General features: G+C 52.9%; 18 protein-coding genes. 10 read left to right on the forward strand and 8 right to left on the reverse strand.

The genetic code is table 11. The features are described 5' to 3' along the window. Position 1: 1 nt before the first annotated feature. On the reverse strand, positions 2 to 439 hold the full coding sequence (gene ppdD / locus G4551_RS04115; protein WP_003018724.1) for a prepilin peptidase-dependent pilin: 438 nt from the start codon (positions 437 to 439) through the stop codon (positions 2 to 4). 243 nt (positions 440 to 682) lie between these two features. Beyond that, complete coding sequence (gene nadC / locus G4551_RS04120; protein ID WP_003837454.1) at positions 683 to 1,576, reverse strand: carboxylating nicotinate-nucleotide diphosphorylase; 894 nt, start codon at positions 1,574 to 1,576, stop codon at positions 683 to 685. A gap of 87 nt (positions 1,577 to 1,663) precedes the next feature. On the opposite strand from nadC, the gene ampD reads away from it, so the two are divergent. Both ampD and ampE read left to right on the forward strand, forming a co-directional pair. After that, positions 1,664 to 2,227 carry a 1,6-anhydro-N-acetylmuramyl-L-alanine amidase AmpD gene (ampD, locus tag G4551_RS04125; protein ID WP_003018719.1) on the forward strand — a complete coding sequence of 188 codons (564 nt, stop codon included), beginning with the start codon at positions 1,664 to 1,666 and terminating at the stop codon, positions 2,225 to 2,227. Then, on the forward strand, positions 2,224 to 3,078 hold the full coding sequence (gene ampE / locus G4551_RS04130; protein ID WP_003018711.1) for a beta-lactamase regulator AmpE: 855 nt from the start codon (positions 2,224 to 2,226) through the stop codon (positions 3,076 to 3,078). The genes ampD and ampE overlap by 4 nt, the downstream gene beginning before the upstream one ends. Before the next feature lie 92 nt (positions 3,079 to 3,170). Here ampE and G4551_RS04135 read toward each other — a convergent pair whose 3' ends face one another. The 3 genes from G4551_RS04135 to aroP all read right to left on the reverse strand — a co-directional run bounded on the left by G4551_RS04135 (position 3,171) and on the right by aroP (position 7,058). Further along, a complete protein-coding gene (locus G4551_RS04135; protein WP_003837458.1) occupies positions 3,171 to 4,121 on the reverse strand; it encodes a glycoside hydrolase family 43 protein in 951 nt (316 codons plus the stop codon). Then, entirely contained in the window at positions 4,121 to 5,527 is a 1,407-nt protein-coding gene (locus G4551_RS04140) for a glycoside-pentoside-hexuronide (GPH):cation symporter (RefSeq protein ID WP_003837460.1), read from the reverse strand. Before G4551_RS04140 ends, G4551_RS04135 begins: the two co-directional genes overlap by 1 nt. A gap of 157 nt (positions 5,528 to 5,684) precedes the next feature. Beyond that, the gene (aroP, locus tag G4551_RS04145; RefSeq protein ID WP_085951556.1) at positions 5,685 to 7,058 is read right to left on the reverse strand and encodes an aromatic amino acid transporter AroP; all 1,374 of its coding nucleotides are present in this window, start codon (positions 7,056 to 7,058) and stop codon (positions 5,685 to 5,687) included. A 564-nt stretch (positions 7,059 to 7,622) separates the two neighbouring features. Here aroP and pdhR point away from each other — a divergent pair. The 5 genes from pdhR to traT all read left to right on the forward strand — a co-directional run bounded on the left by pdhR (position 7,623) and on the right by traT (position 15,644). Then, positions 7,623 to 8,387 (forward strand): pyruvate dehydrogenase complex transcriptional repressor PdhR, encoded by a 765-nt coding sequence (gene pdhR / locus G4551_RS04150; RefSeq protein ID WP_003018699.1) that lies wholly within the window; start codon positions 7,623 to 7,625, stop codon positions 8,385 to 8,387. 163 nt (positions 8,388 to 8,550) lie between these two features. Continuing rightward, positions 8,551 to 11,214 carry a pyruvate dehydrogenase (acetyl-transferring), homodimeric type gene (aceE, locus tag G4551_RS04155; RefSeq protein WP_003837462.1) on the forward strand — a complete coding sequence of 888 codons (2,664 nt, stop codon included), beginning with the start codon at positions 8,551 to 8,553 and terminating at the stop codon, positions 11,212 to 11,214. A gap of 14 nt (positions 11,215 to 11,228) precedes the next feature. Continuing rightward, complete coding sequence (gene aceF / locus G4551_RS04160; RefSeq protein WP_003018689.1) at positions 11,229 to 13,118, forward strand: pyruvate dehydrogenase complex dihydrolipoyllysine-residue acetyltransferase; 1,890 nt, start codon at positions 11,229 to 11,231, stop codon at positions 13,116 to 13,118. A 175-nt stretch (positions 13,119 to 13,293) separates the two neighbouring features. Next, on the forward strand, positions 13,294 to 14,718 hold the full coding sequence (gene lpdA, locus G4551_RS04165) for a dihydrolipoyl dehydrogenase (protein ID WP_003018686.1): 1,425 nt from the start codon (positions 13,294 to 13,296) through the stop codon (positions 14,716 to 14,718). A 194-nt stretch (positions 14,719 to 14,912) separates the two neighbouring features. Then, positions 14,913 to 15,644 (forward strand): complement resistance protein TraT, encoded by a 732-nt coding sequence (traT, locus tag G4551_RS04170; protein WP_003837465.1) that lies wholly within the window; start codon positions 14,913 to 14,915, stop codon positions 15,642 to 15,644. A gap of 63 nt (positions 15,645 to 15,707) precedes the next feature. Here traT and G4551_RS04175 read toward each other — a convergent pair whose 3' ends face one another. Beyond that, positions 15,708 to 16,502: a DUF2950 family protein gene (locus G4551_RS04175; RefSeq protein ID WP_003837467.1), complete on the reverse strand. Its 795-nt coding sequence runs from the start codon at positions 16,500 to 16,502 to the stop codon at positions 15,708 to 15,710. 10 nt (positions 16,503 to 16,512) lie between these two features. Then, positions 16,513 to 18,090: a DUF3300 domain-containing protein gene (locus G4551_RS04180; RefSeq protein WP_003837469.1), complete on the reverse strand. Its 1,578-nt coding sequence runs from the start codon at positions 18,088 to 18,090 to the stop codon at positions 16,513 to 16,515. A gap of 448 nt (positions 18,091 to 18,538) precedes the next feature. Between G4551_RS04180 and acnB the strand changes: the two genes are divergently transcribed. Together acnB and yacL are read left to right on the forward strand one after the other, a co-directional pair. Beyond that, positions 18,539 to 21,136 (forward strand): bifunctional aconitate hydratase 2/2-methylisocitrate dehydratase, encoded by a 2,598-nt coding sequence (gene acnB, locus G4551_RS04185; protein ID WP_003837471.1) that lies wholly within the window; start codon positions 18,539 to 18,541, stop codon positions 21,134 to 21,136. A gap of 174 nt (positions 21,137 to 21,310) precedes the next feature. Next, positions 21,311 to 21,673: a protein YacL gene (yacL, locus tag G4551_RS04190; protein ID WP_003018670.1), complete on the forward strand. Its 363-nt coding sequence runs from the start codon at positions 21,311 to 21,313 to the stop codon at positions 21,671 to 21,673. 33 nt (positions 21,674 to 21,706) lie between these two features. Here the strand turns inward: yacL and G4551_RS04195 are convergent, their stop codons facing one another. Then, entirely contained in the window at positions 21,707 to 22,054 is a 348-nt protein-coding gene (locus tag G4551_RS04195) for a YacC family pilotin-like protein (protein ID WP_003018667.1), read from the reverse strand. A 153-nt stretch (positions 22,055 to 22,207) separates the two neighbouring features. On the opposite strand from G4551_RS04195, the gene cueO reads away from it, so the two are divergent. Beyond that, positions 22,208 to 23,827: a multicopper oxidase CueO gene (gene cueO / locus G4551_RS04200; RefSeq protein WP_003837475.1), complete on the forward strand. Its 1,620-nt coding sequence runs from the start codon at positions 22,208 to 22,210 to the stop codon at positions 23,825 to 23,827. The last annotated feature ends 104 nt before the right edge of the window (positions 23,828 to 23,931 follow it).

Here is a 23,931-nt window from a genome sequence, read left to right on the forward strand (position 1 = left end):
CTTAGTGGGTATCGAAGCGGAAAACATCTTCACAGGCCTGCTGCAATGCGCTGTCGTTCTGGATGATGCAGTTACGGTTCCAGCCGGTAATGCCGTTGGCATTGTCCCAAGCCGGCGTCATGGTGATGCTTAACCCGTTCAGGCTTTCCTGCCCACTAAGACTGACAACGCCTTTTTCAATGCTCATGGCTGAGACGTAACGGGTAGTTGTTGGAGTGGGAATACCATTCGTTCCGGCATCGCAGGTATCTGTTCCTCCATGTTCCAGTGCACAGAGCTCAACCGCTGTGCGATAGGGGACAAAGGTTTGCAGCATGTCTGTCAGCGCGGCCTTGCGCAGATAGTTTTGATATGCCGGAATACCGATGGCGCTAAGAATGGCAATAATGCCAATCACCACCATGAGTTCGATAAGCGTAAAGCCTCGTTGCTTGTTCATTGTTCACTCCTTGAGTTTGCTGGCGCTACTTTGGCAAACCGACGGGAGGACGGCGAGAGACAAAAAACAGAATGGGAAGGCGGATTCCGAGGACTTTTACGAAATTACAGAATCAGACAATGTATTTGCTAAGAGGCTCGAAGAAACTGCCGGATGGCGGCGTAAATGCCGTATCCGGCTTACAGAATAAACCTGTGTAGGAGGCCCGATAAGCGAAGCATCATCGGGCAATACAATCAGCAATTAGCGAAAACGCATGGAGAGATCGAGAGCGCGAACATGTTTGGTCAGCGCGCCAACAGAGATGAAATCCACGCCGGTTTCGGCAAATTCGCGCAGCGTTTCATGGGTGACATTGCCCGAGACTTCCAGACGCGCCTGGCCGTTGGTGCGTTTTACCGCTTCGCGCATTTGGTCGGTTTCGAAGTTATCGAGCATGATGATGTCGGCCCCGGCTTTCAGCGCGTCGTCCAGCTCATCCAGGCTTTCTACTTCGACTTCAACCGGCACATCCGGGTGCAACCAGAATGCTTTTTCTACGGCCTGACGTACCGAGCCGGAAGCAATAATGTGGTTTTCTTTAATCAGGAAAGCGTCGGACAGCCCCAAACGATGATTCGCGCCGCCGCCGCACAATACGGCGTATTTTAGCGCGGTACGCAGTCCTGGCAGGGTTTTACGCGTATCCAGCAGTTGGGTCTTGGTCCCAGCTAACAGGTCGACGTATTTACGCACCTCGCTTGCTACACCTGAAAGCGTCTGCACAAAATTAAGCGCGGTACGTTCACCGGTCAGTAACACGCGGGAAGGGCCGTCCAGTTCAAACAGTGGCTGATTAGCCTTAATGCTGTCGCCATCTTCGACATGCCAGGTGATGTTTACATCATCGCCAGCCAGTTGAATAAAGACCTCTTCCACCCAACGTTTCCCACAAAAAACGCCATCTTCGCGGGTAATTACGGTAGCGTGGGAGCGCATGTCTTCGGGTAAAAGCTGTGCGGTGATATCGTTATTGGCATCAACTTCTCCGCCTAAATCTTCACGCAGCGCCTGAGCGACAGCGGCAGGGATATCGAGATTTATGCGTTCCAACAGCGCGTCACGTCGGTAGTCAGGGTTATAGCGGCGAGGCGGCATGATAAAACTCCAAATTGCTAACGAATCATAAGGTGGAAACATGCTACCCTGAACCTGATATGAGCACCACCAATAAGGAGATTCTGCATGTTGTTAGACGAGGGCTGGCTGGCAGAGGCGCGACGCGTTCCCTCTCCGCATTACGATTGCCGCCCGGATGACGAAAACCCTTCTCTGCTGGTGGTGCATAATATCAGCCTGCCGCCCGGCGAGTTTGGCGGCCCGTGGATAGACGCGCTGTTCACTGGCACGATTGATCCCAACGCCCATCCTTATTTTGCCGGAATCGCCCATTTGCGCGTTTCGGCCCATTGTTTAATTCGCCGTGATGGTGAAATCGTGCAGTATGTCCCCTTTGATAAACGCGCCTGGCATGCCGGCGTCTCGAGCTATCAGGGCCGTGAACGCTGTAATGATTTCTCAATTGGTATTGAGCTGGAAGGGACGGATACGCTGGCCTATACCGACGCGCAGTACCAGCAACTGGCAGCCGTGACCAATGCCCTGATTACGCGTTATCCGGCTATTGCTAACAATATGACAGGACATTGCAATATTGCGCCCGAGCGTAAGACCGATCCCGGGCCCTCATTTGACTGGGCAAGGTTTCGCGCCCTGGTCACCCCCTCGTCGCACAAGGAGATGACATGACGCTGTTTACAACATTACTGGTGTTGATTGTTGAACGCCTGTTTAAGCTGGGTGAGCACTGGCAGCTTGATCACCGGGTTGAAGCTTTTTTCCGCCGGATTAAGCATTTCTCGATGATGCGTACGGTAGGCATGACTCTTATTGCGATGGGAGTGACGTTTCTGCTACTGCGCGCACTTCATGGGCTGCTGTTTAACGTTCCGTTGCTGGTGGCGTGGATCTTAATTGGCTTGCTGTGCATCGGCGCAGGCAAGGCGCGCCTTCACTATCACGCTTACCTGAACGCGGCCGCTCGCGATGACGCTCACGCTCGTGAGGCGATGGCCAGCGAGCTGACGCTTATCCATGGTGTTCCGCCGGACTGTGACGAGCGTGAGTTCCTGCGTGAACTGCAGAACGCGCTGTTATGGAACAACTTTCGCTTTTACCTGGCGCCGTTATTCTGGCTGATTGTCGGTGGCCCGTGGGGACCTGTGACGCTGGTTGGTTATGCCTTTTTACGTGCCTGGCAGTCCTGGCTGGCGCGCTATCAGACACCGCACCAGCGTCTGCAATCGGGTATTGATGCGATCCTGCATGTGCTGGACTGGATCCCGGTGCGTCTGGCGGGCGTGGTCTATGCGCTGTTAGGACACGGCGAGAAGGCGTTGCCAGCCTGGTTTGCGTCGCTTGCTGATCTGCATACTTCGCAATATCAGGTGCTTACGCGTCTGGCGCAGTTCTCGCTGGCGCGCGAACCTCATACCGATAAAGTCGAAACGCCAAAAGCGGCTGTTTCGATGGCGAAGAAGACCTCATTTGTGGTGGTGGTGATTATTGCGTTGCTGACCATTTATGGGGCATTAGTATAGCGTTGTGCCGGATGGCGCTAACGCTTATCCGGCCTACAATGGAAAAACGTGTAGGCCCGGTAAGCGTTAGCGCCACCGGGCAGTGCAACAGTTTAGTTCGTATCAGCAGGCGGGATGCCAAAATCTGGCATGCCGTTTTCGTCCCAACGCACGAGCTTCAGACGAGTGTGGCGGTTTGGGTCGTACAGCGGATCGCCCTCGATTTCGGTGTAATTTCTCGCGTGATACACCAGCACATCTTCACCTTCTGGCGTTTGCGTAAAGCTGTTGTGTCCTGGCCCAAACTGGCGGTTTTCATAGCTGGTGGTAAAGACCGGGCGCGGTGATTTGTGCCAGTTCTGCGGGGTGAGCGGATCTGCGTCTAAGTCAATCCACAATAATCCCATACAGTAGTTCTCATCGGTAGCGCTGGCGGAATAGCTGATAAACAACTTGTCGCCGTGAACCATGACGGCAGGACCTTCGTTGACCCAAAAACCCCGGCATTCCCAGTCATATTCAGGATGGCTTAGCATGACCGGCTCGCCTTTAATCGTCCATGGATTTTCCAGTTCTGCGAGATAGATATTGGAGTTTCCGGCGATATCGGGCGATTTCTGCGCCCATAGATACCACTGTTTTCCCTGATGGTTAAAGGTGGTGGCATCGAGCGCAAAGGTATCAAACTGCGTTTTAATCTGACCTTTCTCCGTCCACTTTCCGGTCAGCGGATCGGCGTCGGCACATTCGAGCGCAAACATGCGATGCTGGAACATCCCCAGCTTGTCGAGCGACTGTGTGTGGGTGGCGGCAAAATAGATGTACCACTTGCCTGCCAGATGATGGATTTCGGGCGCCCAGATGAGTTGGCTCATGGGGCCGCTTTCTGGCTTGCGCCAGATGATAACCGGGGCGGCGGTGCGCAACCCTTCCAGCGAGTCGGCCCGGCGTATCTCCAGCCGGTCATATTCAGGTACTGAAGCAATGAAATAGTAGTGGCTACCGTCACGTAAGATAAACGGATCGGCACGCTGTTCAATAAAGGGATTTGGCCACTGATTCATTAGGCTTTCCTTACGGTTTCAGTCGTTTTTATATCGTGGTATTCATTCAGTTCACGGTAGTTGGCGCGGCGCTTTTCTAAATCTGTCTGGATTTGCTGCATAAACTCGCGGTCAACTTTCAGCAGACGAACCACGCCTGCAGTAATCAGGTAGCCTGCGCCCGGTATGATGGTAAACAGCAGCATAATACCGTTAATGGCGGAGTCGCTTTGCGTTTTCGCCCCAGCGTCGTAGCCGTACCAGGAGAGCAGGAAGCCGACCATCGCTCCGGCAATCGCCAGACCCAGTTTCAGGAAGAACAGGTTACCGGAGAAGCTGATTCCGGTGATACGTTTACCGGTTTTCCACTCGCCATAGTCATCGACATCCGCCATCAGCGACCAGTGCAGCGGGGATGGGATCTGATGCAGGATGTTGAGCAGGAAGTAGAGCACCATAATCATCATGGTGGCTTTCGGATCGAAGAAGTAAAACGCGGCGGAGAAAATCGCCAGGATGATATTGGTCCAGAAGAACACTTTCAGTTTGCACCAGCGATCGGTTAACACCTTCGCCAACATGCTGCCGATCATCATGCCTACAACGCCAAGACTGATAAACAACGTCGCAAATTGTGTACTCTGCTGCATAACCCAGGTCACGTAGTACATGGTGGCAGCCATGCGAATAAAACCCGGACAGACGTTGCACAGGGTTAACAGCAGAATTTTTACCCACTGATCGTTCTTCCACACATCTTTTAGATCGGCTTTTAAATCGTCATTGGTCGGGACGGCAGGACGGACACGCTCACGGACGGTTGCAAAGCAGAACAGGAACATACACATGCCGATGAAGGCCAGTACCGCCATCGCCATTTGATACCCTTTGGCTTTGTCTTCCCCGCCGAACCAGTCGGCCATGGGGAGCAGGGTGAGTGACAGCAGCAGAGTTGCAATTCCTACCAATACAAAGCGATATGACTGGCAGGCGACGCGTTCTTGCGGATCGTTGGTGATGACGCTGCCGAGAGAGCAATAGGGGATATTGATCGCCGTATAGGTAATTGAGAGCAGGAAATAGGTAACAAAGGCATAGATAACTTTGCTGTTATAGGTCCATTCCGGGGTGGTAAACATCAATACGCTGAATAATGCGTATGGGAAAGCCATCCACAAAAGCCATGGACGAAATCGACCATATTTGCTGCGCGTACGGTCGGCCATTGCGCCCATAATGGGATCAGTAACGGCATCAATAACGCGTACTGAGAGCAGTAATACGCCGACCAGAGCAGGCGCCAGACCAAAAATGTCTGTGTAAAAATAGTTAACAAACAACATGATGGCGCCAAAGATGATGTTGCATCCGGCGTCGCCCATTCCATAGCCAATCTTTTCTTTCACCGTGAGCTTACTGGTTTCCATCAACTGCACTCCATGAATGAGATATGGAGAGAATTATTGTCTGGTACCGGTGTTTTTGCGTTGCAGGATAACGCCGCTGATATGGACTAAACAGTCGTGAGTGGGAAAGTGTGAGGCAGGTAACAACCCCCACCTGGCGCAGGTGGGGGAGGAAAAATTAATGTGCTTTAACCGTGCCGGCCGTTTTCTGTTTGAACAGGTAACCAATGCCAAGAATAGCAATCCATACCGGGATTAAGTACACCGAGATCGCCATGCCCGGCGTCATCAGCATAATCACCAGTACTGCAGCCATGAAAATCAGGCACACCCAGTTACCCAGCGGATAGAGTAGCGCCGGGAAGCGGGTGGTAACACCCTGCTGCTGTTTGGCTTTGCGGAACTTCATGTGCGCAAGGCTAATCATTGCCCAGTTGATCACCAGTGCGGAAACTACCAGCGCCATCAACAGGCCAAAGGCAGATTCTGGCGCCAGGTAGTTGATCAGCACGCACAGAGCCGTCACCAGTGCGGAAACCAGAATGGTGTTCACCGGCACGCCGCGCTTGTCGACGTTCATCAGCGCTTTCGGCGCATTGCCCTGCTGTGCCAGACCGAACAGCATACGGCTGTTGCAGTACACACAGCTGTTATAGACAGAAAGGGCGGCAGTCAGCACCACGATGTTCAGGGCATTAGCAACAAACGTGTCGCCCAGTTCGTGGAAAATAAGGACAAACGGGCTGGTATCAGCCGTAACGCGCGTCCACGGCATCAGGGAAAGCAGAACCGCCAGCGAACCCACATAGAAAATCAGGATACGGTAGATAACCTGGTTGGTTGCTTTGGGAATGCTTTGCTCCGGGTTATCCGCTTCTGCTGCGGTGATCCCAACCAGCTCCAGTCCACCGAAAGAGAACATGATAATCGCCATCATCATCACCAGACCGGTGAAGCCATGCGGCAGGAAGCCCCCCTGGTTCCACAGGTTGCTGACGCTGGCCTGCGGCCCGCCGTTGCCGCTGAATAGTAGCCAGCCGCCGAAGATGATCATCGCGACGACAGCAATGACTTTAATAATGGCGAACCAGAACTCCATCTCACCAAACACTTTCACGTTGGTCAGGTTAATGGCGTTGATAATCACGAAGAAGGCTGCAGCAGAGGCCCAGGTTGGGATCTCCGGGTACCAGAACTGGATATATTTACCGACTGCAGTCAGCTCAGCCATGGCAACCAGCACGTACAGTACCCAGTAGTTCCAGCCAGAGGCGAAACCCGCGAAACTGCCCCAGTATTTATAAGCAAAGTGGCTAAAGGAGCCTGCTACCGGCTCTTCAACCACCATTTCACCTAACTGACGCATAATCAAAAAGGCGATAAAGCCGGCAATAGCGTAACCCAGAATAATACCCGGTCCTGCAGACTGGATAACGGATGCGCTACCGAGGAATAACCCGGTACCAATCGCGCCACCCAGCGCGATTAGCTGTATATGGCGGTTCTTAAGACCGCGCTTGAGCTGATCGCCATGCTGTTGACTTTCCATCATGAAACCTCGTGTGTGGTTTTACTCTTCATATTTCGAGTACTTATTTTTTGAACTACGCAGCAATGCGTGTGTAAGTTTGCAATTCCGTTTGTTGTATTAATTTGTTTACAGATGCTTTTGATAAAATGTTGCCTTAATACTTTTGTCTTGATCAGAATAATGATATGCGAGCGCGAATGCACCTGCTTTATGCGGGGAAGATGAAGAGTTGAATAAAAAGAAACCATTTGTAAATGCGAGTTTATCTACCACAAAATTTCCATTTTGAATTTCTATTCATTAATAGTGATTTAAGTATCGATAAATAAGCAGGTGAATCGGTTCAGATGAGATAATTTTTCGTTTCAATTCCGTTAAAACTACCTCGAGGTGGGTAAATTTAACATTTGTGCATAGTTACATGTTTGAAACGTTATTTCTGTAATGTTGTTAAAATATGCCTCCTTTACTGATTTCAATCAAAACCTGTATGGACAGAAGGTGAATACTTTGTTACTTTAGCGTCAAGAACATGAAATTGGTAAGACCAATTGACTCCGGGCAAATGGCTTAAGACAGGAAATCATGGCCTACAGCAAAATCCGCCAACCAAAACTCTCCGATGTGATTGAGCAGCAGCTGGAGTTTTTAATTCTTGAGGGGACACTTCGCCCCGGAGAAAAACTCCCACCGGAACGCGAGCTGGCAAAACAGTTCGACGTCTCCCGCCCCTCCTTACGCGAGGCGATCCAACGCCTTGAAGCGAAGGGGTTACTGCTTCGTCGTCAGGGCGGTGGCACTTTTGTTCAGAGCAGCCTGTGGCAGAGCTTTAGCGACCCACTGGTAGAGCTGCTCTCCGACCATCCTGAATCCCAGTTTGACCTGCTTGAGACGCGCCATGCGCTGGAAGGTATTGCAGCTTATTACGCTGCACTGCGCAGCACGGATGAAGACAAAACGCGTATCCGTGAACTCCACCATGCGATCGAGCTTGCTCAACAGTCCGGCGATCTTGACGGTGAATCTGATGCAGTACTCCAGTATCAAATTGCTGTCACCGAAGCGGCACATAATGTGGTGCTGCTCCATTTGCTAAGGTGTATGGAGCCGATGCTGGCCCAGAACGTTCGGCAAAACTTCGAATTGCTGTATGCGCGTCGTGAAATGCTGCCACTGGTTAGCAGTCACCGTACCCGTATTTTTGAAGCAATTATTGCCGGGAAGCCGGAAGAGGCGCGTGAAGCGTCCCACCGTCACTTGGCGTTTATCGAAGAGATTCTGCTGGACAGAAGCCGTGAGGAAAGCCGTCGTGAACGCGCCTTACGCCGTCTGGAGCAACGAAAGAATTAGTGATTTTTCTGGCAGAACGTTAACCAGAAGATGTTGTAAATCAAGCGCCATATAAAGTGCGCGGCAACTAAACGCAGAACCTGTCTTATTACGCTCTCTGGCGAGAACGTAATGGGACAGGTTCCAGATAACTCAACGTATTAGATAGATAAGGAATACCCCCATGTCAGAACGTTTCCCAAATGACGTGGATCCGATCGAAACTCGCGACTGGCTACAGGCGATCGAATCGGTCATCCGTGAAGAAGGTGTTGAGCGTGCTCAGTATCTGATCGACCAACTGCTTTCAGAAGCCCGCAAAGGCGGCGTGAAAGTAGCGGCAGGTGCAGGGGCCAGCAATTATGTAAACACTATTGCCGTTGAAGATGAACCGGAATACCCGGGCAATCTGGAGCTGGAACGTCGTATTCGTTCTGCTATCCGTTGGAACGCCATCATGACCGTACTGCGCGCGTCTAAAAAGGACCTCGAGCTGGGTGGCCACATGGCATCCTTCCAGTCCTCCGCAACGGTATATGATGTTTGCTTCAACCACTTCTTCCGTGCACGCAACGAGCAAGATGGCGGCGATCTGGTGTACTTCCAGGGTCACATCTCTCCGGGCATCTACGCACGCGCATTCCTGGAAGGTCGTCTGACTGAAGAGCAGATGAACAACTTCCGTCAGGAAGTACATGGCAAAGGCCTGTCTTCCTACCCGCACCCGAAACTGATGCCAGAATTCTGGCAGTTCCCGACCGTATCTATGGGTCTGGGCCCAATCGGTGCTATCTACCAGGCTAAATTCCTGAAATATCTGGAACACCGTGGTCTGAAAGATACCTCTAAACAAACCGTTTACGCCTTCCTGGGCGACGGCGAGATGGATGAGCCAGAATCAAAAGGTGCGATCACCATCGCGACCCGTGAAAAACTGGACAACCTGGTCTTTGTTATCAACTGTAACCTGCAGCGTCTTGACGGCCCGGTAACCGGTAACGGCAAGATTGTTAACGAACTGGAAGGCATCTTCGCGGGCGCTGGCTGGAACGTTATCAAAGTCATGTGGGGCGGTCGTTGGGATGAGCTGCTGCGTAAAGACACCAGCGGTAAACTGATCCAGCTGATGAACGAAACCGTTGACGGCGACTACCAGACCTTCAAATCCAAAGATGGCGCATATGTACGTGAGCACTTCTTCGGTAAATACCCGGAAACCGCAGCACTGGTTGCTGACTGGACTGATGAGCAGATTTGGTCTCTGAACCGCGGTGGTCACGATCCGAAGAAAGTTTACGCTGCACTGAAAAAAGCGCAGGAAACCAAAGGCAAAGCAACTGTAATCCTCGCCCATACCATCAAAGGTTACGGCATGGGTGACACCGCTGAAGGTAAAAACATCGCTCACCAGGTTAAGAAAATGAACATGGACGGCGTGCGTTATATCCGCGACCGTTTCAACGTTCCTGTGACCGATGAGCAGGTTGAAAACCTGTCTTACATCACCTTCCCGGAAGGTTCTGAAGAGCACACTTATCTGCACGCTCAGCGTCAGAAACTGCATGGCTACCTGCCAGCTCGTCAGCCGAACTTCACTGAGAAGCTGGAACTGCCGGCTCTGGAAGACTTCGGTGCGCTGCTGGAAGAGCAGAACAAAGAAATCTCCACCACTATCGCTTTCGTTCGTGCCCTGAACGTGATGCTGAAGAACAAGTCGATCAAAGATCGTCTGGTTCCGATCATCGCTGATGAAGCACGTACTTTCGGTATGGAAGGTCTGTTCCGTCAGATCGGTATCTACAGCCCGAACGGTCAGCAGTACACCCCGCAGGACCGTGAGCAGGTTGCTTACTATAAAGAAGACGAGAAAGGTCAGATCCTGCAGGAAGGTATCAACGAACTGGGTGCTGGCGCATCCTGGCTGGCTGCTGCGACCTCTTACAGCACCAACGATCTGCCGATGATTCCGTTCTACATCTACTACTCCATGTTCGGGTTCCAGCGTATCGGTGACCTGTGCTGGCAGGCAGGCGACCAACAGGCTCGTGGCTTCCTGATTGGTGGTACTTCCGGTCGTACGACGCTGAACGGTGAAGGTCTGCAGCACGAAGATGGTCACAGCCATATTCAGTCTCTGACTATCCCGAACTGTATCTCTTACGATCCGTCTTACGCGTACGAAGTTGCGGTCATCATGCACGATGGTCTGGAGCGTATGTACGGTGAGAAACAAGAGAACGTTTACTACTACATCACCACGCTGAACGAAAACTACCACATGCCGGCAATGCCAGCAGGTGCCGAGGAAGGTATCCGTAAAGGTATCTACAAACTCGAAACCCTCGAAGGTAAGAAAGGTAAAGTTCAGCTGCTGGGCTCCGGTTCTATCCTGCGTCACGTCCGTGAAGCAGCACAGATCCTGGCGAACGACTACGGTGTAGGGTCTGACGTTTACAGCGTAACCTCCTTCACTGAACTGGCGCGTGATGGCCAGGATTGTGAGCGCTGGAACATGCTGCACCCGATGGAAACTCCGCGCGTTCCGTACATCGCTCAGGTGATGAACGACGCTCCGGCAGTAGCATCTACTGACTATATGAAACTGTTTGCCGAACAGGTTCGTACTTATGTACCGGCTGATGATTATCGCGTACTGGGTACTGACGGTTTCGGTCGCTCTGACAGCCGTGAAAACCTGCGTCACCACTTCGAAGTTGATGCTTCCTACGTGGTTGTAGCGGCCCTGGGCGAACTGGCTAAACGTGGCGAAATCGATAAGAAAGTGGTTGCAGACGCAATCACCAAATTCAACATCGATGCAGATAAAGTTAACCCGCGTCTGGCGTAAGAGGTAAAAGAATAATGGCTATCGAAATCAATGTACCGGACATCGGGGCTGATGAAGTTGAAATCACCGAGATCCTGGTCAAAGTGGGCGACAAAGTTGAAGCTGAACAGTCGCTGATCACCGTAGAAGGCGACAAAGCCTCTATGGAAGTTCCGTCTCCTCAGGCTGGTATCGTTAAAGAGATTAAAGTCTCTGTTGGCGATAAAACTGAGACCGGCAAACTGATCATGATTTTCGATTCCGCCGACGGTGCAGCAGCAGCTGCACCTGCTCCGGCAGAAGAGAAGAAAGAAGCGGCTCCGGCAGCAGCACCTGCTGCTGCGGCGGCGAAAGACGTACACGTACCGGACATCGGCGGCGACGAAGTTGAAGTTACCGAGATCATGGTTAAAGTGGGTGACACCGTTGCGGCTGAACAGTCTCTGATCACCGTTGAAGGTGACAAAGCGTCAATGGAAGTTCCGGCACCGTTCGCAGGTACCGTTAAAGAGATCAAAATCAACACCGGCGACAAAGTGTCTACCGGTTCCCTGATTATGGTCTTCGAAGTAGCGGGCGCAGCGCCTGCTGCAGCACCGGCTCAGGCGGCTGCTCCAGCAGCAGCGGCGGCTCCGGCTGCTTCCGGCTCGAAAGAAGTTAACGTACCGGATATCGGCGGTGACGAAGTCGAAGTCACTGAAGTGATGGTTAAAGTGGGCGATAAAATTGCCGCTGAGCAGTCACTGATCACCGTTGAAGGCGATAAAGCGTCAATGGAAGTTCCGGCACCGTTCGCGGGCACCGTGAAAGAAATCAAAATCAGCACTGGTGACAAAGTTAAAACCGGTTCTCTGATTATGGTCTTCGAAGTCGAAGGCGCAGCACCTGCAGCCGCTCCAGCACAAGCAGCTGCTCCGGCTCCGGCCGCAGCACCAGCGCCTGCGCAAGCCGCAGCTCCGGCCGCGAAAGCGGAAGGCAAATCTGAGTTTGCTGAAAACGACGCTTACGTTCATGCAACACCGCTGATTCGTCGCCTGGCGCGCGAATTCGGTGTGAACCTGGCGAAAGTGAAAGGTTCTGGCCGTAAAGGTCGTATCCTGCGTGAAGACGTTCAGGCTTACGTGAAAGACGCTATCAAGCGTGCTGAAGCGGCTCCGGCTGCAGCAGCAGGCGGCGGTATCCCGGGCATGCTGCCTTGGCCGAAAGTGGACTTCAGCAAGTTTGGTGAAATCGAAGAAGTGGAACTGGGCCGTATCCAGAAAATCTCTGGTGCTAACCTGAGCCGTAACTGGGTGATGATCCCGCACGTTACTCACTTCGATAAGACCGATATCACCGATCTGGAAGCGTTCCGTAAACAGCAGAACGCCGAAGCTGAAAAACGTAAACTGGACGTGAAATTCACCCCAGTAGTCTTCATCATGAAAGCCGTTGCCGCAGCTCTGGAACAGATGCCGCGCTTCAACAGCTCCCTGTCTGAAGACGGTCAGCGCCTGACCCTGAAGAAATACATCAACATCGGTGTAGCGGTTGATACTCCGAATGGCCTGGTTGTTCCGGTCTTCAAAGACGTGAACAAGAAGAGCATTACCGAGCTGTCTCGTGAACTGACCGTGATCTCCAAGAAAGCGCGTGATGGCAAGCTGACTGCTGGCGAAATGCAGGGCGGTTGCTTCACCATCTCCAGCATCGGTGGCCTGGGTACTACCCACTTCGCGCCGATTGTGAACGCGCCGGAAGTGGCTATCCTCGGTGTCTCCAAGTCCTCTATGGAGCCAGTGTGGAACGGTAAAGAGTTTATGCCACGTCTGATGATGCCGATTTCGCTCTCCTTCGACCACCGTGTAATTGACGGTGCGGATGGTGCGCGCTTTATCACCATCATCAACAACATGCTGTCTGACATTCGCCGCCTGGTGATGTAAGCGAAAAAGCCGGCCCGACGGCCGGCTTTTTTCTGGTAATCTCATGAAGTCAGTGAGGTTATTGTGCGAAAGACAAATCGGTTGCCGTTTGTTGTTTCAAAATTGTTAACAATTTTGTAAAATACGGGCGGATAGAACGACCCGGTGGACGACGGGTATAAATTAAGAGGTCATGATGAGCACTGAAATCAAAACTCAGGTCGTGGTACTTGGGGCAGGCCCTGCAGGTTACTCTGCTGCCTTCCGTTGCGCAGATTTAGGTCTGGAGACCGTCATCGTAGAACGTTACAGCACCCTCGGTGGTGTTTGTCTGAACGTCGGCTGTATCCCTTCTAAAGCGCTGCTGCACGTAGCAAAAGTTATCGAAGAAGCCAAAGCGCTGGCTGAACACGGTATCGTTTTTGGCGAGCCGAAAACCGATATCGACAAGATTCGTACCTGGAAAGAAAAAGTTATCACTCAACTGACTGGCGGTCTGGCTGGTATGGCCAAAGGCCGTAAAGTGAAAGTGGTTAACGGTCTGGGTAAATTTACCGGGGCGAACACCCTGGAAGTTGAAGGCGAAAACGGCAAAACCGTAATCAACTTCGACAACGCGATCATCGCGGCGGGTTCCCGTCCGATCGAACTGCCGTTCATTCCGCACGAAGATCCGCGCGTGTGGGACTCCACTGACGCGCTGGAACTGAAAACTGTTCCTAAGCGCCTGCTGGTTATGGGCGGCGGTATTATCGGTCTGGAAATGGGTACCGTGTACCATGCACTGGGTTCAGAGATCGACGTGGTTGAAATGTTCGACCAGGTTATCCCAGCTGCCGACAAAGACGTGGTTAAAGTCTTCACCAAGCGCATCAGCAAGAAATTCAACCTGATGCTGGAAACCAAAGTGACCGCCGTTGAAGCGAAAGAAGACGGTATCTACGTTTCCATGGAAGGCAAAAAAGCCCCTGCCGAAGCTCAGCGTTACGATGCTGTGCTGGTAGCTATCGGTCGTGTACCGAACGGTAAAAACCTCGACGCGGGCAAAGCTGGCGTTGAAGTTGATGACCGTGGCTTCATCCGCGTTGACAAACAGTTGCGCACCAACGTGCCTCACATCTTTGCTATCGGCGATATCGTCGGTCAGCCGATGCTGGCGCACAAAGGTGTTCACGAAGGTCACGTTGCCGCTGAAGTTATCGCCGGTAAGAAACACTACTTCGATCCGAAAGTTATTCCATCCATCGCGTACACTGAACCAGAAGTTGCATGGGTTGGCCTGACTGAGAAAGAAGCGAAAGAAAAAGGCATCAGCTACGAAACCGCCACCTTCCCGTGGGCTGCTTCTGGCCGTGCTATCGCTTCTGACTGCGCAGACGGTATGACCAAACTGATTTTCGACAAAGAATCTCACCGTGTGATCGGTGGTGCGATTGTCGGTACCAACGGCGGCGAGCTGCTGGGTGAAATTGGTCTGGCGATCGAAATGGGCTGTGACGCTGAAGACATCGCGCTGACCATCCACGCTCACCCGACTCTGCACGAGTCCGTTGGTCTGGCAGCTGAAGTGTTCGAAGGTAGCATCACCGACCTGCCGAACCCGAAAGCGAAGAAAAAGTAATTTTCCCGCTTTTGTGAAAACGCCTCTTCGGAGGCGTTTTTTTTCCCGAAAGCTACCAGTTCTGGTAGTCATCTTATTGATATCTCCACTAAAAAAAATTGCGCAACTGCCGATACTTTTTTCGCCATTGTGTGGCTACTGGCCGCGCGGTTAAGAGGCTCTGGACTCTCTATTACACGAAAAAAGGAAAATACATGTCTTTAAAAAAAATCGCGGTTGTTGGCATGATTGTCGCGACAATGACACTGACCGGTTGTGGCGCGATGACCACCGCCGTTAAAAAACGTAACCTTGAAGTGAAAACGCAGATGAGTGAAACCATCTGGCTGGAGCCTTCCAGCGAGAAGACCGTCTACATTCAGGTAAAAAATACCTCTGACAAAGACATGAGTAACCTGCAAACTCTGCTGGCAAATGACCTGTCCGCGAAAGGTTATAAGGTGACCAGCTCACCAGACAGCGCTTATTACTGGGTACAGGCGAACGTATTGAAAGCGGACAAAATGGATCTGCGTGAAGCTCAGGGCTTCCTGAAAACGGGTTATGAAGGTGCCGCGATGGGCGCAGCGTTGGGTGCGGGGATTACCGCCTACAATAGCAACTCCTCTGGTGCGGCGCTGGGTGTTGGTATCGCGGCGGGGCTGATCGGCATGGCTGCGGATGCGATGGTGGAAGATGTAAACTACACCATGGTCACTGACCTGCAGATCTCTGAACGCAGCAAAGCGAAAGTGACAACGGATAACGTTGCGGCGTTGCGTCAAGGGACATCCGGTATCAAGTTGCAAACCAGCAGCGCGCAAGGCGATCGTGCAAAATATCAGACTCGCGTCGTGTCTAATGCTAACAAAGTGAATCTGAAGTTCGAAGAAGCGAAGCCGGTTCTGGAAGCTCAGTTGGCGAAATCTGTCGCTAACATCCTGTAATTTGCTGTGGGTTGCCGGGGGGCGACTACGCCTTACCCGGCCAACTTATCTTTCGAATTGGTATCAGGGCGCTACGGGCTGCCAGGTTTTATCCGGATGGAATGTGGTTAACACCTGTGCTTTTTGCTGAGAATCAACGCCGAGATCGGCCTGATAGACTTTATCATCACCGTTAATCATAAAACTCATCACGCCGGTGTGATCATAGCTAACAGGCCAGGCCACCATGGCAAAACCGCTGGTTTTGTCGGGAAGGATACGAAAATGATAGCCGTGATAGCCCGTGCCAGGTTCCTGTGGACTAAAGGCCGGACCGAGCGGGCTTGGCGCTTCGCCGGGCGAAACAGGCCAGTACAGACCATCCTTTTTCCCTTCAGAACTGACAATCTTTTGCGCGTATTTCTGGTTCATCGCAAAATAGCTCTGCTGGGCGTCTACATAAGCGTGTAACGCCTCGATAGCCGCGAGTTCGTTACGTCCAATCTCACGGGTCAGGATCTCTTCGGCCGCTTCCTTGATATCAAATTGCCAGCCTGAAGCGTTTTTGACGACCGGGATTGGCAGTTGCCAGTCGCTATCCCCGACCACCAGATGCGCGGTATTGCCGTCGACAACGGTATTATGGCGAACCTTCCAGTCGCGCAGGAAACGATCAACCGCATCAGGATCGACGCCTTCTGGCGGTAGAAAATCACGCCAGTTTTCCCCGAGCAGGTTGCTCATTGCACTTTCATTTTGCTCACTAATCGCGTTTGCCAGCGCATCGGTCGCCTGGTCTGGTGTGCTGAAGGATTGTTGTGCCATCGCGGCAGCCGAAACCATGAACAACACCATTCCACTGAGTAGTTTATTTTTCATGTCGGTTCCCTTAACGATGACGGAATTCACGGTGTTCAGCACGCCCGCCAGAAGGCTGGCGCGATGGCTGATTACGGGCGACCTGCCGGCTCTGTGCCCCCCGCTGTTGCTGCGCCTGCCAGTTGGCGGAGCGACTGTCGTTCCCGCTCAGCGCATTGGCGCGTGGCTGGCTGGTCCGTTGTTGAAGATTGCGCTGCTGCGCCGGTTGCGTGACCCGTTTCTCCTGTCGCTGGGCGACTGCCTGACGATTCTCACGTTGCTGTGTGCTTGTCCGTTTCGCGGTTTGCGGTTTGGTATCGTAACCACGGTAGTTATTACGTTGGGAAATTTGCTTCAGCTGTTGGCTGGATGCCTGACGCTGGGCGTCTTTCGTGCCCGTACGCGCCGTCTGCGGGAATGTTTTTCCCGTTGATTTTTCCATTTGGCTCATCGCAGCCTGGCGTTGGCTATCACGGTTGACCGGTCTTTGCTGGGTTGAACTTAAACCTGTAGCCGTGTTAGTGGAGTGGAAGCGGTTATTGAGCTGGTTATTTGGGTATGGCACACCCTCACGATAGGCCGGGTTGTGCTGCCAGGTACGGTTGGCGTCTGTCAGTCGTTGCCCACTGATTTTATTAAAGTTATCAACGTTAATATTGATGTTGTTATCACCATTACGGTTATAGCCGCCATGGTTATCCCAGTCATCATTATGATGGTGATCGTCGTCGTCATCCCAGTCGATGTTGCTGAAGATGGCATAAGTTGTGGCAACACCGAGGCTGAAGCCTAAACCATTAACGAAGCTGTTACCAAACTGCTCACCGGGCGTTGGCGGCAGATAGGTTGGCGGATAGGCGGTGTTCGGCCAGGTACCGTAAACCGTATTCGGGTTATAGGTAGGAACGTACACCACCTGCGGATCGGCGGATTCAATTTTGATTACCGTTGGAGCCGGTGGGGCCGTCGATTGAACTGTTACTCCTTCTTGAGTTTGGGTACGAGGAGGAGGCACATTTTTCACACTCGTGGTGACTGTCTGCTGCGGTGTCGATTGCAACGCACCGGTCTGTTGCGCCAGTGCACGCAGGCGTTGAACGGAATCCATAACATCTTTTGGCTGCGCAAGGAAAGCATCGCCCAGACTTTGTACCCACGGCGGATTTTCACCCATCAGCGACATCAACTGAGGAAAGGCGACCAGCGATTTCACGCTGGGATCCCAGGGCTGGCTGGCAACGGCCTGAATGGCGGCATCGCCCTGCATTTTGGGATTGTCTTTTGACCACTGTGCGGCCTGGATGACGTTAGCCGGATAGGTTGAGGCCATCAAAATTTGCGACAGCAGCGAGTCTGGATAGAGTGCGATAGGTGCAACCCACTGATCGATTTGTGCTGCCGAGTAGGTTGGTGCCACGACGGGCGCTGTTTGGTCGGCCGGGGCAGGGGCCGCTATTGGCGCTGGAGCCGGTGCTGACGGTTGCTGTGCAACGGGGGCCGGAGCCGCAGGCTCCGTAGCACGACTTTTAACGAACATCACGCCTGAGGCGGCAAACAGCCCGACACTGCACAAAAGGACAAGCAGATGTGGCTTAAGGGGCAACTTCATAAAATGACTCCAACGAGACAAGCGCTGTGCCGTGAGGCGTTCCTGTTGCCGCGAGTATTATTCACCCGTGTTAGACAGTTTTGACTTTTATTGGGGATTCACCCGGTAGGTCCGGAAAAAGAGTGTGAGGATTTATTACACAATTATATCTGATGGCTGAAAAGTCGCTGGAAAATCCAGCATCTCGCGCTTGAAAATCAACCGTTTCAGGGTGGTTTTAGGTAGCCTGAATTGCGTTCCTCCTTGCCGCTACACCATTCTTAACGATTCAGCCAATTTTTTATGTTGCTTTTTTGTAAACGGATTAACACTTAATGAAAATCCTGTTATTGTGCCTTATGCGGTACCGGGCATTTACCCTACTAACTACTGTCTCACAGGAGCGTGAAGAGAATCGCCCATCTACAAAAGCGCCGCATTATGACAATGAGAGCGAGGAGATATCGTCGTGCTAGAAGAATACCGTAAGCACGTAGCTGAGCGTGCTGCCCAGGGGATTGTGCCAAAACCTTTAGACGCAACCCAAATGGCCGCACTTGTCGAGCTGCTGAAGACCCCGCCTGTGGGCGAAGAAGAATTCCTGTTAGACCTGTTGATCAACCGTGTTCCTCCTGGCGTAGATGAAGCCGCTTATGTTAAAGCTGGTTTTCTCGCTGCCGTCGCGAAAGGCGACACCACCTCCCCGCTGGTTACTCCAGAAAAAGCCATTGAACTGCTGGGCACCATGCAGGGTGGTTACAACATTCATCCGCTGATCGACGCGCTGGATGACGCCAAACTGGCACCGATTGCCGCCAAAGCGCTCTCTTCAACGCTGCTGATGTTCGATAACTTCTACGATGTGGAAGAAAAAGCCAAAGCGGGCAACGAATATGCGAAGCAGGTAATGCAATCCTGGGCCGATGCCGAATGGTTCCTGAACCGTCCGGCTCTGGCTGAAAAAATCACCGTTACCGTCTTTAAAGTGACCGGTGAAACCAACACCGATGACCTTTCTCCGGCACCGGACGCATGGTCCCGCCCAGATATCCCGCTGCACGCGCTGGCGATGCTGAAAAACGCCCGTGAAGGTATCGAACCGGATCAGCCGGGCGTAGTTGGCCCGATCAAACAGATCGAAGAATTGCAGAAAAAAGGTTACCCGCTGGCTTATGTGGGTGATGTTGTCGGTACCGGTTCTTCGCGTAAATCCGCGACCAACTCCGTGCTGTGGTTCATGGGTGACGACATTCCTCATGTGCCGAACAAGCGCGGCGGCGGCCTGTGCCTCGGCGGCAAAATTGCACCTATCTTCTTCAACACCATGGAAGATGCGGGCGCACTGCCGATTGAAGTGGACGTGTCGAACATGAACATGGGCGACGTGATTGACGTTTACCCGTTCAAAGGCGAAGTACGCAACCACGAAACAGGCGAACTGCTGGCCAGCTTTGAGCTGAAAACCGATGTCCTGATCGACGAAGTACGTGCCGGTGGTCGTATTCCGTTGATCATCGGTCGTGGCCTGACCACCAAAGCGCGCGAAGCGCTGGGTCTGCCGCACTCAGACGTCTTCCGTCAGGCGAAAGACGTGGCGGAAAGCAGCCGTGGCTTCTCCCTGGCACAGAAAATGGTTGGCCGCGCCTGCGGCGTGAAAGGTATCCGTCCGGGCGCGTACTGCGAACCGAAGATGACCTCCGTGGGATCTCAGGATACCACCGGTCCAATGACCCGTGACGAACTGAAAGACCTGGCGTGCCTGGGCTTCTCAGCTGACCTGGTGATGCAGTCCTTCTGTCACACCGCTGCCTATCCGAAGCCGGTTGACGTGACCACGCACCACACGCTGCCAGACTTCATCATGAACCGTGGTGGTGTTTCCCTGCGTCCGGGCGATGGTGTTATCCACTCCTGGCTGAACCGTATGCTGCTGCCGGATACCGTAGGTACCGGTGGTGACTCCCATACCCGTTTCCCTATCGGGATCTCCTTCCCGGCAGGTTCTGGTTTGGTGGCGTTTGCTGCAGCGACCGGCGTGATGCCGCTGGATATGCCGGAATCGGTACTGGTGCGCTTCAAAGGTAAAATGCAGCCGGGTATCACTCTGCGTGACCTGGTTCACGCCATTCCGCTGTACGCGATCAAACAGGGTCTACTGACCGTTGAGAAGAAAGGTAAGAAGAACATCTTCTCTGGCCGCATCCTTGAAATCGAAGGTCTGCCGGATCTCAAAGTGGAGCAGGCGTTCGAACTGACCGATGCTTCCGCAGAGCGTTCTGCTGCGGGCTGTACCATCAAGCTGAACAAAGAGCCGATCATTGAGTATCTGAACTCTAACATCGTTCTGCTGAAGTGGATGATCGCGGAAGGCTACGGCGACCGTCGTACGCTGGAACGTCGTGTGCAGGGCATGGAAAAATGGCTGGCGGATCCGCAGTTGCTGGAAGCCGACGCTGACGCAGAATACGCGGCGGTGATCGACATTGACCTGGCTGACATCAAAGAACCAATCTTGTGTGCACCGAACGATCCGGACGACGCGCGTCTGCTGTCTGACGTACAGGGTGAGAAGATCGACGAAGTGTTCATCGGCTCCTGCATGACTAACATCGGCCACTTCCGTGCCGCAGGTAAGCTGCTGGATGCGCACAAAGGCCAACTGCCGACACGTCTGTGGGTGGCTCCGCCAACCCGTATGGATGCGGCACAGCTGACCGAAGAAGGTTATTACAGCGTGTTCGGTAAGAGCGGTGCGCGTATCGAAATCCCAGGCTGCTCTCTGTGCATGGGTAACCAGGCGCGTGTCGCCGACGGCGCAACGGTGGTCTCGACCTCTACTCGTAACTTCCCGAACCGTTTAGGTACCGGGGCAAACGTCTACCTGGCTTCTGCGGAGCTGGCGGCGGTTGCGGCGCTGATTGGCAAACTGCCGACGGCGGAAGAGTACCAGACCTATGTGGCGCAGGTGGATAAAACTGCCGTGGATACTTACCGTTATCTGAACTTCGACCAGCTGTCTCAGTATACGGAGAAAGCCGATGGTGTGATTTTCCAGACCGCGGTGTAATGCGCTAACGCGTTTTGTGTAAAAACACATCAATGCCCGAAGAAGTCTGCTTCTCCGGGCATTTTTATTTCTATTCCTTATACCCACTACGCTTTTTTTCTGCCGCGCTGCTGCGATAATTACAGCAAGGCGCGATGCGGTATTGGCGCATTGCCGGGAGTAGAGGAAGACATTATGGATTACGAATTTCTGCGCGATATTACCGGGGTGGTAAAAGTGCGTATGTCCATGGGCCACGAGGTGGTGGGGCACTGGTTTAATGAAGAAGTGAAAGAAAACCTGGCCTTACTTGATGAAGTGGAGCAGGCGGCGCGTGCGGTTAAGGGCAGTGAGCGCTCCTGGCAGCGAGCAGGGCATGAATACACGCTCTGGCTGGATGGCGAAGAAGTGATGGTTCGCGCTAATCAGTTGGAGTTCTCTGGAGATGAGATGGAAGAGGGGATGAGCTATTACGACGAAGAAAGTTTTTCGCTTTGTGGTGTAGAGGACTTTCTTCAGGTTGTGGCGGCATACCGCGAATTTGTGCAACAGCGTTAATTCATGCGGAGCCAGCGGGCTCCGCTATGTCTGTTACTTCACGTACGCCAGCAGGCTCAGAGAATCACGCGCCAGTGCTTTGCATTTCTTTGCCGTGGGGATGCCGATACCGCTGAGATCGCGGTAGCTGTCTTCACCCAGCGCTTTCATATTGAAGGTATCGTAATTACTCAGGTCCCACTGGTTTTGCTGGGCAAAAAAGACCAGTGCGCGACGGATCTGCCCATTAGGCAAATTCTGGTATCCACAGTCATTTTTCAGAAAAACAAAAACTGCCGTTAAATCGGCCATATCTTCGGCTTCGGACTCGCTGAGCGCGTAGCTGTTTGCGCATACGGCCATCAGGCTGCCGAACAAAACTGTTCTGAAAAACGTCTTCATTGCTTCTACCACTGCATCACGGAATTTAAACGTTAGCATACTGCGAGCGAAGCGACGACCTTTATTATTAGCCGTTCACTTGACCTTCCCGTAAGGGGAAGGCTTATGCTTAAAAGATAGCCTGCTTAAGCTGCTGAATATAAGGAAGTGATTATGCAACGTCGTGATTTTTTAAAGTACTCCGTGGCGCTGGGCGTAGCGTCAGCGTTACCTCTGTGGAGCCGGAGCGTATTTGCCGCCGACCGTCCCGCCTTACCCATTCCTGATCTGTTAACCGCCGATGCTTCGAATCGCATCCAACTGATCGTGCAAGCCGGGCAGTCAAACTTTGCCGGTAAGACGGCCACGACCTGGGGATATAACGGCAATCTGCTCGGACCGGCGGTCAAGCTGAACAAAGGGCAATCGGTGAACGTGGATATCCATAACCAGCTTGCCGAAGAGACGACGTTGCACTGGCACGGGCTGGAAATCCCTGGTGAAGTCGACGGTGGGCCGCAAGGCATAATCCCGGCGGGCGGGAAACGTTCAGTGACCTTCACGCCGGATCAGCGCGCGGCAACCTGCTGGTTCCACCCTCATCAGCATGGAAAGACCGGTCATCAGGTAGCGATGGGGCTGGCCGGACTGGTGCTGATTGAAGACGAAGAGATTCGCAAGCTGATGCTGCCTAAGCAGTGGGGAATTGATGATGTGCCGGTAATTATTCAGGACAAACAGTTCTCTGCTGATGGGCAGGTTGATTATCAACTGGACATCATGACCGCCGCAGTCGGCTGGTTTGGCGATACGCTGCTGACCAATGGGGCGATTTATCCTCAGCATGCCGCACCGCGCGGCTGGCTGCGCCTGCGTCTGTTGAATGGTTGTAACGCGCGCTCGCTGAACATTGCGGCCAGCGACAATCGTCCTTTGTACGTCATTGCCAGCGACGGTGGACTGTTGGCGGAACCGGTAAAAGTGACCGAGCTTCCTATGCTGATGGGCGAGCGCTTTGAAGTGCTGGTGGATGTCAGTGACGGCAAAGCTTTTGATCTGGTCACTCTGCCGGTCAGCCAGATGGGGATGGCAATTGCGCCATTTGATAAGCCGCACCCGGTGATGCGCGTTCAGCCGCTGCTGATTACCGCTTCCGGCACGCTGCCGGATACGCTGACATCCATGCCATCGCTGCCGTCACTGGAAGGTCTGACGGTGCGCAAGCTGCAGCTGTCGATGGATCCGATGCTCGATATGATGGGCATGCAAATGCTGATGAAGAAATTCGGCGGTCAGGCCATGGCGGGTATGGATCATGGAAAGATGATGGGCCATATGAATAATGACAATATGGACCACGGCAATATGAATCATGGCAATATGAACCATGGTGAGATGGGGAATATGCAGCATGGCAACATGGGCAACATGAAGCATGGCGGATCGTTTGATTTCCATAATGCCAACCGGATTAATGGTCAGGCGTTTGATATGAATAAACCGATGTTTGCCGCGGCAAAAGGGCAGCATGAACGCTGGGTGATTTCCGGTCAGGGCGACATGATGCTGCATCCGTTCCACATTCACGGCACGCAGTTCCGCATTCTGTCTGAGAATGGCAAAGCGCCTGCGGCACACCGTGCGGGATGGAAGGACACGGTGCGGGTAGAAGGCGGCGTGAGCGAGGTATTGGTTAAGTTTGACCATGACGCGCCAAAAGAGCATGCCTATATGGCGCACTGCCATCTGTTAGAGCATGAAGATACCGGGATGATGCTCGGCTTCACCGTCTAAAAAAATCGCGCTGTGCTTATCCGGCCTACAGAAATCTCTCGTAAGCCGGATGAGACACAGTCTCTTTACAGCGTTTCATCGCACGACTCCCTCCTCCTGCTAAT

It is taken from the genome of Citrobacter freundii ATCC 8090 = MTCC 1658 = NBRC 12681 (assembly GCF_011064845.1).
Taxonomy (GTDB): domain Bacteria; phylum Pseudomonadota; class Gammaproteobacteria; order Enterobacterales; family Enterobacteriaceae; genus Citrobacter; species Citrobacter freundii.